This window comes from Chitinophaga niabensis (assembly GCF_900129465.1).
Taxonomy (GTDB): domain Bacteria; phylum Bacteroidota; class Bacteroidia; order Chitinophagales; family Chitinophagaceae; genus Chitinophaga; species Chitinophaga niabensis.
The window spans coordinates 2,754,653-2,767,495 of sequence record NZ_FSRA01000001.1 but is presented as its reverse complement, the minus strand read 5'-3'; the positions used below and the strand labels follow the sequence as shown (position 1 = coordinate 2,767,495).

Here is a 12,843-nt window from a genome sequence, read left to right as displayed (position 1 = left end):
CATGCGCCAGTTCATCGTATTTGTACGAAAAGAGTTCTACCATATTTTCCGCGACAAGCGCACGCTGCTGATCCTCTTTGGCATGCCCGTTATATTGATCGTGCTGTTTGGCTTTGCTATCACCAATGAGATCCATCATGTGCAGATAGGCGTGCTGGATAATGCACGCGATACCTACAGCCAGCAGATGATCCGGAAGATGACTTCCTCCGGTTATTTTACGGTTAAGCAGCATCTGCGGTCCGCAGACGAGATAGAGGCCGCTTTTCATAAAGGAGATATTAAACTGGTGGTAGTGATCCCGGACCATTTTGGCGATAAGTTCTATCACCAGAAAAAAGCACCGGTGCAATTACTGGCCGATGCCTCTGATCCCAATACCGCCACCACCGTTATCAATTATGCCACTGTTATAATCGGGCAATACCAGCAGGAGCTAACAGGCAGGATTGAATTACCGCTGACCATTAATACGGAAGTACGGATGGAATATAATCCTTCCCTTAAAGGTGTGTTCCTCTTTGTTCCCGGTGTAATGACGCTCATCCTCATGCTGGTGTCTGCTATGATGACCTCCATTACCATTACAAGGGAAAAGGAATTAGGTACCATGGAAATACTCCTGGTTTCGCCCTTGCGGCCTATGCTCATTATTGCAGGGAAGGTAGTGCCTTACATCGCACTATCCTTTATAATAGCATGCATTATTTTAGGGATGGGCTTCTTTATCTTTGGCATGCCCATTAAAGGAAACCTGTTGTTGTTACTGGGAGAATGCGGCCTGTTCGGGCTTACAGCGCTTTCGCTGGGCATCCTTATTTCCAGCATCACCAATTCACAGCAAACGGCTATGATGATTTCCATGATGGCGCTGTTATTGCCAACCATCCTCTTATCCGGGTTTGTATTCCCGATTGAAAGCATGCCCGGGCCATTACAGATCATTTCAAACATCATTCCTGCCAAATGGTTCATCATCATCCTCAAAGATGTGATGCTCAAGGGGGCAGGGCTAAGGCAAATATTATTACCTACGGCGATCCTCGGCGGAATGACCTTATTCTTCCTTGTATTAAGTGTCCGGAACTTTAAAACCAGGTTAAGCTGATGCGCACGATATTCTTTATACTACAGAAGGAGTTCCTTCAGATCTTCCGCAACCGTGCCATGTTGCCGATCATCTTTGTGGTACCGGTGGTACAGTTACTGGTGCTTTCCTTTGCGGCGAATTACGAGATAAAAAATCTATCCGTTGATATCGTAGACCAGGATAACTCCAGCTGGAGCCGCCAGTTGAGGGATAAGCTACTGTCTTCAGGTTACTTCTCCCTCAATAAACAAACCTTCAATCCAAAAGAAGCATACGAAGACCTTGAAGCTAATAAGGCAGACCTGATCCTCACGATCCCCCGGCATTTTGAGCGGGACCTTGTGCGGGAAGATGAAGTGAAAGTGCAAATGCTGGTAAATGCCATCAATGGCAGCAAAGCGGGGCTGGCAAACGGTTATGCGGTCAGTATCATCAGCAGCTTCAACCGGCAGATCAGGCTGGACTGGCTGGCGATGGATGAAGACAATGCCCCGGAGCATATAGACGTATCTTCCCGCTACTGGTATAACCCCGATATGAATTACAAGTTCTTTATGGTACCGGGCATATTGGTAGTACTGGTAACATTGATCGGCGCATTTTTGTCCGGGATGAACATTGTGAAGGAAAAAGAAATGGGCACTATAGAGCAGCTGAATGTAACGCCTATCCGCAAACATCATTTCATCATCGGCAAACTGCTGCCGTTCTGGATCATTGCTTTGTTTGAACTCAGCTTTGGCCTGATAGTGGGCAAGCTGGTGTTCAACATTCCTATCGTAGGAAGCATCGGGTATGTGTTCCTGTTTGCAGCTATTTACCTGGTGGTGATGCTGGGAATGGGGCTGCTTGTGTCCACCTTTACGGAAACGCAACAGCAATCCATGTTCATCACCTGGTTCTTTATGATCATTTTCATTCTCATGAGTGGATTGTTCACGCCGGTAGAAAGTATGCCGGGCTGGGCACAAAAGCTCACGCTGATCAACCCCATAGCTTATTTTATAAAAGTGATACGGATGGTAATGCTGAAAGGCAGTGGCTGGGCAGACATCCGGTATTACCTTGGAATGATGCTAGTGTTTGCGGTAGTGATCAACAGCATTGCTGTGTGGAATTACCGTAAAACAGTTTAGTACAGTTGTAGGTAACAGACGCCGGGGCATTACTGCCCTGGCTTTTCTTTACATCATCATCTGCTGCGCCAGTTTCCCGATGGTCTTTAAACCGTCTTCCACCTGTTTGCTCCAGGGCCTGGCATGGCTGATGCGCAGGCAGTTGTTGTAACGGTCTTGTAGTGAAAAGATCCTGCCGGGTGCAAAACTCACTTTGCGTTTCATGGCCAGCTCATACATTTCAAAAGTGTTGATGGACTGGTTTAGTTCCAGCCAGAGTACATAGCCTCCCTGCGGGCGTGTAACGCAGGTGTCTTCCGGAAAATAATCTGCAATGGCCTGCTGGTAACGCAGGCATTGGGTATGGATCTGCTTGCGGAGGTTGCGCAGGTGGTGCTCGTACCGGCCGTTCTCCAGGAAATGTGCAATAGCTGCCTGTGGCAGTGTGGCACTGGATACGGAGTGGTTGAGCTTGAGGCGTAGAACTTTATCCTTGTATTTCCCCGGCATGGTCCAGCCAACACGGTAGCCCGGTGCCAGGGATTTGGAGAAGGAATTGCAGAGCAGTACATTCCCGTTACGGTCGTATTGCTTGCAGCTGGAAGGCCTGAGCTTGCCGAAGTAGAGGTCTGCATAGATATCGTCTTCTATCAGCGGGATATCGTATTTGTTCATGAGCTTCACCAGTTCCCGTTTGTTCTTATCGGGCATTACAGCACCTAAGGGATTGTTGAAGTTGGTGACAAATACGCAGGCTTTGATCTTAAACTTGGGGATGGCTTTATCAAGATATTCAAGGTCTACGCCGCAAACCGGGTTGGTGGGTATTTCCAGTACTTTCAGGCCCAGGCTTTCTGCCAGCTGAAAGGTGCCGCAGTAAGCAGGGCTTTCCAGGGCAATTACATCGCCGGGTTGTGTGGTAGCGGAGAGGCAGAGCGTTAAAGCGTCCATACAGCCCGTTGTGGTCACTATATCATCTTCAGTGATATTCCCGTTCCATTGCAGGCTCATGCGGGCAATTTGGCGCCTGAGGTTCACATTTCCCTGCAGGTTCTCGTAGTTCACGCCGCCGGCAGGCAGGTCCCGCATGGCCTGGATCATGGATTTGCCGAGTTTGGCAGCAGGCAGCAGTTCTTCAGGAGGTGCGGCCAGGGAAAAGCGCAGTACATCATCATCGGAAAGGTGGTAGAACACTTCGGTGATCATATCACTCACATTCACTTCCGTAGCTTTTTTAACAGGCCGGCAGATCTTGGGCATTTCCGGCATGCGGCGCGGGGAAAACTTCACGTAATAGCCGGATTTAGGCCTGGGTTCTATGAATCCTTTGCTTTCCAGGTGATAATATGCCTGGAACACCGTGCTCATACTGATGCCCTGTTCTTTGCTCAGCGAACGTACGGAAGGCAGTTTGTCGCCTATCCTGATCACTTCTTTTTCAATCATCGTCTGAATGCGTTCAGCAACCTGCATATATAAATGTTCCATGATGGGAAATTTGTACTGATATGGCCAAAATTACGGAAATGGAATCTGTTTATTCTGATTTAATTGTATAATTTCATCCTCCGTTTAACCAATTCATACCATGCTACAAATTCCGATTGCCACTGATACACGTTTACGTACGCAACATTTAGCGCTGGAAGACATTACGGGAGAAGTTGCACAGGAAGTGCTGGAGGATAGGGTGAGGGAAGGGAAGTGGACGGCCCTGGAGAATGCAGCGCACCTCGTGGCTTTTCAGCCTGTGTTCAAAGCACGTTTACAGAAAGTGCTGAATGAAGATGATCCTGTTTTTCCTGCTTATTTTGGCGATACAGATCCGCTCTTCCTTTCTTATTGCAAGCTCAGCAATGCAGAATTACTGTCCATTTACCGCAAAGAGCGCACAGAACTGATCCGGTTGGTGGATAACATTGATGCGGAGGACCTGTCGCGCACCGGTAAACATATGAAGTACGGCGTGTTCAATATTCCGGGATGGCTGGAAATGTTCCTGCTGCATGAAGCACATCACTTATTCACTATTATTCAGTTGATCCATACTCCCGGTAAATGATCGTTATACCGATTACAGATTATCCGCATTTCAGCTTTGCTGAATGCCTGCTGTTCCTGAACCGTTCACCACGTGAATGTTTACACCATGTAAAGGAACAGAGCATATATAAACTACTGGCGCCGGAAGGGATCCCCGTGCTGCTGAAGATCAGTGAAGATCCTGCGCAGCAGGCCCTGGTGGCAGAAGTGTTGCAGGGAGAAGTGAATGAAAGCGGCACCGTTTATATCCGCGATTTCCTCAACAAATGGATGCACCTGGATGGCAGCATGGAGGGCTTTTATGCCTTCGCTGCAAAAGATCCTTTACTGGCTCCGCTTGTCAGATCATTCAATGGCCTTCGCCTTATTGGTATTCCTGATCTTTTTGAAGCCATCACCTGGACCATCACCGGCCAGCAGATCAATCTTTCTTTTGCATATACACTGAAGCAAAGACTGGTACAAACCTTTGGTTACGCCTTAGAGGATCATTACCTCTATCCGCATCCGGCCGTGATAGCATCCCTGCAGCCGGAAGACCTTACCGTGATGCAGTTTTCCCGTACCAAAGCAGAAGGGATTATCCGCGTGGCGAAGTTAATGGCAGCAGGAGAACTCACGGAAGAGGTCCTGCAGCAAATGCCCTATGAACAGGCCCGGGAAACACTGGTAGCTATCAAAGGTATCGGCAACTGGAGCGCCAATTATGTACTGATGAAGTTCGCGCAGCATCCGCAGGCATTACCGCTGGAAGATGCGGGTTTACACAATGCATTACGCAACCAGCTGAACTTAGCGGCAAAACCTGCTTTGTCCGAAGTAAAAGCATTCACACAACACTGGCAAAATCATGCAGCTTATGCAACCTTCTACTGCTGGCGCTCCCTCTATCATGGATGAGCACCTGGTCTATATGGATTCTCCCGTAGGCCTGCTGGCCATACGCGGAACCGCGGAATATATCAGCGCCGTTTCTTTTATAGATGGAGAGAAGAAAGATGTTGCAACAAATAACCCGCCTGCCTTGCTGCTTAATAGTGTGCAGCAGTTACAGGAATATTTCAGGAAAGAAAGAGAAGTGTTTGACCTGCCTGTAAGTCAGCCTGGCACAGACTTTCAGCAAACAGTATGGCATTACCTCACTACTATCCCTTACGGGCATACCATCACTTACCTGGCACTTGCCAAACGGGTAGGAAATGTAAAAAGTATCAGAGCAGTTGGAACTACCAATGGTAAAAATCAGCTGGCCATTGTAGTACCCTGCCATCGTGTAATAGGTAGCGGTGGCGTGCTAACCGGCTATGCCGGCGGGTTATGGCGGAAGCAATGGTTGCTGGACCATGAACGCGGAGGCATGTTGTTCTGATGACGAAACGCATTCGTCACTGATCATTATTCTTGATCAACCCATCTGATCTGGTCAAAATACCCAAAACTGAATCTGTTTTATTTAGCGGAAATGTTGGAATTTTGTTGCGTCATTACAGACCTCCAAACCTAACTGACATGAATGCAACTTTCCGCCAGGACCTCGCAGAAATAAACGAACTCTTAACGCAAACGGCAGGGTATGCTTCTGATTTTTTACAGCAGATGAATGAGTTGCCTGTTAGTGGTATGCTGCCTGCATTCCCGGCGTCTTTACTTCCGGAAAAAGGCATCGGTACTGCAGCAGCATTGGAGCTGTTTGATAACAAGTACGGAGATCATCTGACAGGGAATGCGGGGCCGCGTTATTTCGGCTTTGTAACAGGCGGTGTTACTCCTGCTGCACTGGCAGGAGATTGGCTGGCGGGTACCTTTGATATGAACCCCGGAGACAAAACAGCTGTTTCTTACACCATCGAATCAGAAACGCTGCACCTGCTGAAACAATTATTTAATATACCGGAAGATTTCCTGGGATGTTTTGTGAGTGGCGCTACCATGTCCAACTTCACGGCACTGGCCACCGCAAGGCAATGGCTGGGTATTCAGCAGGGAGTGGATGTGGGAGAAGAAGGCGCTGTTGCATTGAAAGAAGTGACCATCCTCAGTGGTACACCACATTCCAGTATTGGCAAAGCACTCAGCATGCTGGGCCTTGGCCGTAATGCACTGGTGAAACTACCGGTATTGCCGGAACGTGAAGCAGTAGATGTAGCTGCCCTGAAAGCATGGATAACAGCGCATCCTGCACAGCCTTTCATTTATGTGGCCAATGCAGGTACCGTGAACACGGTAGACTTCGATGATATCGCAGCCATTGTTGCTTTAAAGAAAGAACATCATTTCTGGTTACATATAGATGCGGCATTCGGTGGCTTTGCTGCCGTAAGCCCACGTTACAAACACTTATTGAATGGCTGGGAAGGCGCGGACAGTATTACGATAGATGCCCACAAGTGGCTGAACGTACCTTACGATTCCGCGATGGTCTTCACCCGGCATCCGTTGTTACAGTTATCCGTATTCCAGAATGCGGGCGCCGCTTATCTCGGCGACCCCGAAGCAAATTTTAATTACATTAATTATGCCCCGGAGAACTCACGACGATTGCGCTCGCTTCCAGCGTGGTTCTCTTTGAAAGCATACGGGGCCGAAGGTTACAGAGATATGGTAGAAACCAATATCCGCCTCGCCCAGCAATTAGGAGAGCGGCTCGCTAAGAGTGAGCGCTTTCACTTGCTGGCACCTGTGCGGTTGTGCGTTGTCTGCTTTACGCTGAACCATTCGCAGCGAATGTTACAGGAACATGTGAACCTCTTCCTGCAAAAGCTTGTCAAGCGCGGCGTGGTGTATGTTACGCCAACCAATTACAAGGGAACACCTGCTATCCGCGCAGCCCTCGTAAACTGGCGCACCACGGACCAGGATATAGACAAGGTTGTTGCAGAACTGGAAACTGTAGCCGCTGAAATAGCTGATTTATCTGCCATCGTAGATAATAATTGATTTTAGAGGTTGATATTAGTAAGTGGCAATGGGTATCTACCCGTTGCAGTTTATCATTAACCGTATCGAACGCTCCATCATGAAGAAGTCAAATACAAGCGCCTACCTGGCGTTGATCATAGTTAGTTTTTTCTGGGGAACCACTTACCTGGCATCACGTATCGGTGTGCAGCACATGCATGGCATTATGCTGGCAGGTTTGCGGCAAACCGCCGCTGGTGTTATACTGGTGGGTTTCTTTATGTTAAGGGGATATAAACTCCCTGAGTTGCCGATCCTCTCCAGGCTCTTTGTAATAGGGGTGCTGATGTTGTGCGGCAGTAACGGGCTCATGACCTGGGCTATGCAATACATTCCCAGTGGAATGGGCGCTATCATAGCGGCCACCGTTCCCATATGGATCACCATCTTCAGTTACTTCCTGGTACAAAAGACCAGGATCTCCATTCAGCTGGTCTTAGGGATGGTGATCGGCATGGTCGGCATAGGCGGGATCTTTTACGATCATCTCAAAGAACTGATGAACCCGGAGTACCGTTTAGGCGTGATCCTCATTGTAGTGGCCTGCGTGTTCTGGGCGCTGGGTTCCGTACTCACCGCCAAATGGGCGCTGGGTGTAAACTACCTGTATGGTGCCGGCTTCCAGATGTTGTTCAGCGGACTGGTAATGTTACTGATAGCCGTAGTTACAGGGCAGCATCTGCAATCTTCCAGTTTTACGGGTGAATTATGGGGAAGTTTATTATACCTCATTTTTATAGGATCTTTATTAGGCTATTCCGCATACGTTTTTGCACTTAACAATCTGCCGCCTTCGCTTGTTTCCATTTATGCGTACGTGAACCCCATTGTGGCGGTGGTACTGGGCTGGCTCATCCTGAGCGAAAAGCTCAACTGGACGATCGGGGCGTCCTGCCTGGTTACCTTGTTTGGTGTATATCTCGTGAACAATGCCTTTAACAAGAACAAAAGTTATGAACGAAGCAAATGACATCCGCATCTTATCCTGGCATCCTGCCTTGCAGAAAGATTTTGAGCAGCTGAACAGTGCCTGGATCAAAAAGGACTATACATTAGAGCCGATAGACATTGCTGTGCTGGGCAACCCGCAGGAATATATCATCAACCATGGCGGAGATATCATCTTTGTAGCGGTGGATGATCAGATAGCCGGCACCGTAGCCTATAAGCAGTTAGATGAAGGCACGGTGGAGATGACGAAGATGGCTGTGGATGAAAGTTTCCAGGGCCGCAAGCTGGGCTGGCTGCTGGGCTGCACTTTATTGCTGCGTGCCGCAGAAGCCGGTTTCAGCCGCATGGTATTGTATTCCAACACCAAACAGGCAGCAGCTATCAATATGTACCGCAAGCTGGGATTTGAAGAAGTGGAACTGGAGAAAGGCGGTTATGAAAGATGTAATATTAAAATGGCCATAACGCTGGAAAAGCCACCATTGGGAGACCTGAGCAAAGCACTGTGGGAAGTGGTGGAAGCCACCACTGAAAAGCTCCTGCGCTTTTCGGAAGAAGAAGCCGGCGAAAAAAAGCTGCCTTCCAAATGGAGTAAAAAGGAAATACTTGGTCACCTCATAGATTCTGCCCTGAATAATTACACCCGCTTTGTGAGAGCGCAGCATGCGGAGTACGTAGAGCTGCCCGCTTATAATCAGAATTTCTGGGTAGAAGTAAGAGCTTACCAGCGAACGGACTGGAAGGAGATCATAGACATCTGGCGCATACAGAACCTGCACATCGTACGCATCCTGCCGCTGATACCGGCAAGGGCTTTGCAGCACATCTGCGTGATAGGGCCTAATGCCCCCGTGTCCTTACAATACATTGCAGAAGATTACCTGCGTCACCTGAACCATCACCTGGCTCAAATATTTCCTGTACATGCAAATTACTAAAGCAACCGCCGCACATCTGCCCCGGCTGGCAGAACTGTTTGATGCATACCGGCAGCATTATGAGCAGGCCCCGGACCTGCAGGGCGCAAAAGCTTATCTCGCGGAACGGCTGGCCAAAGGGGAAAGCGAAATATTTGTGGCGCTGTATAACGATGAAGTGGTAGGCTTCACACAATTATACCCTGTATTCTCTTCCATTGGTATGAAAAAGGCCTGGATCCTGAACGATCTCTTTGTAGATCCTGCTCACAGGAGGATAGGTGCGGCACGTGGCCTGATCGCCGCCTCCAGGGCTTTGGGAGAGCTTACCAATGCGAGGTACATTATGCTGCAAACGCATACGGACAATATCACGGCCCAGGCCCTGTACGAGGATACAGGCTTTAAGCGGGACGATGAGTTCTACTATTATTATCTCTCCATTTAACCATATATAGACCCGTTTAAGTGAGGATGCCTCGTTGTGTTCTCACTTTTTTTTATGCATATTTGTGCGATGAACATACAACAGAATCCCTGGCAGATCCTCGATTCCGCCGTTCCTTACGAGAACAAATGGATCCGTGTAACCGAGCACCAGGTGCTGAACCCCTCCGGAGGGGCAGGCATTTACGGGGTGGTACATTTCAAGAACCTGGCCATTGGCGTGGTAGCGCTGGATACGGATCAGCAGCTTTACCTGGTAGGGCAGTACCGTTTTCCGCTGGAGGCTTTCAGCTGGGAGATCCCGGAAGGAGGTGGGCCACTGGGATCAGACCCGCTCAATGCTGCCAAAAGGGAACTGCTGGAAGAAACCGGGCTGGTAGCCAGGGATTGGTCCATGATCATCCAGATGCATCTGTCCAATTCCGTGAGCGATGAGTTTGGTATTGTATACCTCGCCCAGGGGCTGGAACAGTTTGAAGCGCAGCCGGAGGAAACAGAACAGTTGCTGGTACAGAAAGTACACTTCGAAAAAGCCTACCAGATGGTAAAGAACCACGAGATAACAGATTCCCTCTCTATTGCTGCTATCCAAAAGATTAAGCTCATGATGCTGGAAGGTGAGCTTTGATGCTTTATCTTTGCCGCGATGAACAATCGATTTAAGCCATCGCCTCCCAAGCCGAAACAATCTTCACTGATCATAGGCCGCCAGCCATTGCTGGAAGCTATGAAGGCCGGGAAGCCCATTGAACGTATATTTTTACTGAAATCCGCAACCGGGGACATTATCCCCCAGATCCGCCAGCTGGCCGCCTCGCTGAAAGTGCCCATCAACACCGTACCGATGGAGAAGCTCAACGGCTTAACGCAGGCCAACCACCAGGGCGTGATAGCAGTAACCGCTAAAGTAGCCTACCTGGACCTCCAGGACGTTATTTCCCATGTAGTAGAAAAAGGAGAGACCCCGCTTTTCCTGATCCTGGACGGGATCACGGATGTGCGTAATATAGGCGCCATTGCCCGCAGTGCCGTTTGTTGCGGTGCCCATGGCATTATTATACCGGACAGGGGTATTGCTGCCCTGAATGAAGAAGCCCTTAAATCTTCCGCCGGTGCGCTGGAAAGGATCTCCGTTTGCCGGGTAGACAGCCTGCTGAAGGCCATAGACACCCTGCATCTCAACGGCATTAAAGTGATGGCCAGTGAAATGGAATCCAAAACAGCCTTATTTGACCTGCCCTGGCAGGAGCCGGTAGCGGTGATCATGGGTTCTGAGGATAAAGGGGTATACCCGGCCCTGCTCAAAGCATCGGACCAGCAGTTCTACATTCCCATGCAGAACGATTTTGAGTCGTTTAACGTATCGGTAGCGGCGGGGATCATCCTGTTTGAAGCCATGCGTCACCGTATGGCCGTAAAGGGTTAATTTGCCGATAAAATAGCAACGGATATGATCAAATTCATTGAATGTCCGCGGGACGCCATGCAAGGGTGGCCGCAGCAGATACCAACAGAAGAAAAGATCAGTTACCTGAACAGCTTGCTGGAAGTAGGATTTGATACCCTGGACTTCGGCAGCTTCGTGTCTGCCAAAGCCATTCCGCAGATGGCAGATACGGCCGCTGTGCTCAAGGGCATCCATCCTTCTTCCAAAACCAGATTACTGGCCATTGTGGCCAATGTGCGGGGAGCAGAAGATGCAGTATCCCACGAAGCCGTAAACTTCCTCGGTTTCCCCTTTTCCATTTCTGAAACCTTCCAGCTCCGCAATACCAATAAAACCATCGCGGAATCCATGGAGGAGGTGCAGACCATCCAGGAGCTTTGCGTAAAGAACAGCAAACAGCTGGTGATCTATATCTCCATGGGCTTTGGTAATCCTTATGGCGATCCGTATGATACGGATGTAGTGCTGCATTGGGCCAACGCTTTTGCAGAACTGAACATTCCCATCATTTCCCTGGCAGATACGGTAGGTGTCGCTAACCCGGAAAATATTTCCAAACTCTTCTCACATCTTATTCCCGCTTACCCGGAGATTGAATTCGGCGCACATTTTCATTCCACCCCGCAGGCCTGGGAAGAAAAGATCGCTGCCGCTTACGATAACGGCTGCCGCCGGTTCGACAGTGCGCTGCGTGGAATAGGAGGCTGCCCCATGGCGCAGGACGACCTGGTGGGGAACATTGCCACAGAAAACCTCGCTGCTTTTTGCCAGAAGCGGAACATCCCGCTGCCTTTCCCTTTAGAAAAGCTTCTACAGGCAGGTGTGCTGGCAGATAAGGTGTTCCGGCATTAATTCAATTTGATACTTTTGCAGCATGAACTTCCGCTTAACCTTTCCGGTGGCTCCCATAGAGCCATCCCTTCAATATACTGACAAGCTGCTGCTCACCGGCTCCTGTTTTGCCGAAGAGATCGGCGCGCGCCTGCAGCAGAACAAGTTTAACGTTAACATCAATCCCAACGGCATCCTCTTCAATCCCCTCAGCATTGCACAAAGCATGCAAAGCTACCTGGATGGAAAAGAGTACACCGCAAACGATCTGTTCCTGCACGAAGACCTCTGGCATAGCTGGGACCATCATTCCCGTTTCTCCGGGGATGCTGTACAAAAAGTATTAAAGCACATCAACGATTCACAGGCCGCAGCAGCTAAACGTTTAAAAGAAGCCGACTGGCTGATCATCACCTTAGGCAGCGCACATGCCTACGCACTCAAAGAGAACAACCGCATTGTAGCTAATTGCCATAAAGTACCCGAGCAGGCTTTTTATAAACGTTTATTAACGGCCAATGAGATCATTGCTGCATTGGATAACATGATGCACCGCCTGTTCTTCCAGAACCGGAAAGTGAATATCCTTTTCACGGTGAGCCCGGTGAGATATGTCAGAGATGGCGTAGTAGAGAACAACCTGAGCAAGGCCATCCTGTTGCAGGCTGTACATCACCTGGTGAATAAATTCAACCGTCTTTTTTATTTCCCTGCGTACGAACTGGTGATAGATGATCTGCGCGATTACCGTTTTTATAAGGAAGACCTTGTACACCCTAATGAACTGGCTGTTAATTACGTTTGGGACAACTTTGCCAGCAACTGCATCAGTCCTGAAGGGCAAAAGATTCTGCAGCAGGTGATGGAAATAACAAGGGCCAGGCATCACCGCCCTTTTAACCCGCAAACGCCGCAGCATCAGCAGTTCTTACAGGCTTATGCGAAGAAAACAAAGGCCCTGGCAGCAGCATATCCTTTTTTGGAAATGGGAGAGGAGTTGGGGTATTTTGAAGGGAAAGTATAGCTGGCATGCCCATCGGCACA

Annotated in this window: 14 protein-coding genes; 13 read left to right on the top strand and 1 reads right to left on the bottom strand. The window is 49.1% G+C overall.

The genetic code is table 11. The annotated features are described in order from the left end of the window. Position 1 precedes the first annotated feature (1 nt). Both BUR42_RS10790 and BUR42_RS10785 read left to right on the top strand, forming a co-directional pair. Complete coding sequence (locus BUR42_RS10790; protein ID WP_074239236.1) at positions 2-1,108, top strand: ABC transporter permease; 1,107 nt, start codon at positions 2-4, stop codon at positions 1,106-1,108. Beyond that, positions 1,108-2,226, top strand: coding sequence for an ABC transporter permease (locus BUR42_RS10785; protein WP_074239235.1), 1,119 nt, complete (start codon positions 1,108-1,110; stop codon positions 2,224-2,226). The genes BUR42_RS10790 and BUR42_RS10785 overlap by 1 nt, the downstream gene beginning before the upstream one ends. Before the next feature lie 48 nt (positions 2,227-2,274). Here the strand turns inward: BUR42_RS10785 and BUR42_RS10780 are convergent, their stop codons facing one another. Then, complete coding sequence (locus tag BUR42_RS10780; protein WP_074239234.1) at positions 2,275-3,693, bottom strand: aminotransferase-like domain-containing protein; 1,419 nt, start codon at positions 3,691-3,693, stop codon at positions 2,275-2,277. A 100-nt stretch (positions 3,694-3,793) separates the two neighbouring features. On the opposite strand from BUR42_RS10780, the gene BUR42_RS10775 reads away from it, so the two are divergent. The 11 genes from BUR42_RS10775 to BUR42_RS10725 all read left to right on the top strand — a co-directional run bounded on the left by BUR42_RS10775 (position 3,794) and on the right by BUR42_RS10725 (position 12,823). Then, positions 3,794-4,267 carry a DinB family protein gene (locus tag BUR42_RS10775; RefSeq protein WP_074239233.1) on the top strand — a complete coding sequence of 158 codons (474 nt, stop codon included), beginning with the start codon at positions 3,794-3,796 and terminating at the stop codon, positions 4,265-4,267. Then, positions 4,264-5,148 carry a DNA-3-methyladenine glycosylase family protein gene (locus BUR42_RS10770; protein ID WP_074239232.1) on the top strand — a complete coding sequence of 295 codons (885 nt, stop codon included), beginning with the start codon at positions 4,264-4,266 and terminating at the stop codon, positions 5,146-5,148. Before BUR42_RS10775 ends, BUR42_RS10770 begins: the two co-directional genes overlap by 4 nt. Further along, positions 5,108-5,617: a methylated-DNA--[protein]-cysteine S-methyltransferase gene (locus BUR42_RS10765; RefSeq protein ID WP_234979652.1), complete on the top strand. Its 510-nt coding sequence runs from the start codon at positions 5,108-5,110 to the stop codon at positions 5,615-5,617. Before BUR42_RS10770 ends, BUR42_RS10765 begins: the two co-directional genes overlap by 41 nt. Before the next feature lie 140 nt (positions 5,618-5,757). Then, a complete protein-coding gene (locus tag BUR42_RS10760) occupies positions 5,758-7,185 on the top strand; it encodes a pyridoxal phosphate-dependent decarboxylase family protein (RefSeq protein WP_074239230.1) in 1,428 nt (475 codons plus the stop codon). A 79-nt stretch (positions 7,186-7,264) separates the two neighbouring features. Further along, on the top strand, positions 7,265-8,176 hold the full coding sequence (locus BUR42_RS10755) for an EamA family transporter (RefSeq protein ID WP_074240538.1): 912 nt from the start codon (positions 7,265-7,267) through the stop codon (positions 8,174-8,176). Further along, on the top strand, positions 8,160-9,095 hold the full coding sequence (locus BUR42_RS10750) for a GNAT family N-acetyltransferase (RefSeq protein WP_074239229.1): 936 nt from the start codon (positions 8,160-8,162) through the stop codon (positions 9,093-9,095). The genes BUR42_RS10755 and BUR42_RS10750 overlap by 17 nt, the downstream gene beginning before the upstream one ends. Then, positions 9,082-9,522, top strand: coding sequence for a GNAT family N-acetyltransferase (locus BUR42_RS10745; RefSeq protein ID WP_074239228.1), 441 nt, complete (start codon positions 9,082-9,084; stop codon positions 9,520-9,522). Before BUR42_RS10750 ends, BUR42_RS10745 begins: the two co-directional genes overlap by 14 nt. Before the next feature lie 69 nt (positions 9,523-9,591). Then, entirely contained in the window at positions 9,592-10,149 is a 558-nt protein-coding gene (locus tag BUR42_RS10740; RefSeq protein ID WP_074239227.1) for an NUDIX domain-containing protein, read from the top strand. 18 nt (positions 10,150-10,167) lie between these two features. Further along, the gene (gene rlmB, locus BUR42_RS10735; protein ID WP_074239226.1) at positions 10,168-10,947 is read left to right on the top strand and encodes a 23S rRNA (guanosine(2251)-2'-O)-methyltransferase RlmB; all 780 of its coding nucleotides are present in this window, start codon (positions 10,168-10,170) and stop codon (positions 10,945-10,947) included. 24 nt (positions 10,948-10,971) lie between these two features. Beyond that, positions 10,972-11,820 (top strand): hydroxymethylglutaryl-CoA lyase, encoded by an 849-nt coding sequence (locus BUR42_RS10730; protein ID WP_084185507.1) that lies wholly within the window; start codon positions 10,972-10,974, stop codon positions 11,818-11,820. A 22-nt stretch (positions 11,821-11,842) separates the two neighbouring features. Then, a complete protein-coding gene (locus BUR42_RS10725; RefSeq protein ID WP_074239225.1) occupies positions 11,843-12,823 on the top strand; it encodes a GSCFA domain-containing protein in 981 nt (326 codons plus the stop codon). Positions 12,824-12,843 lie beyond the last annotated feature (20 nt).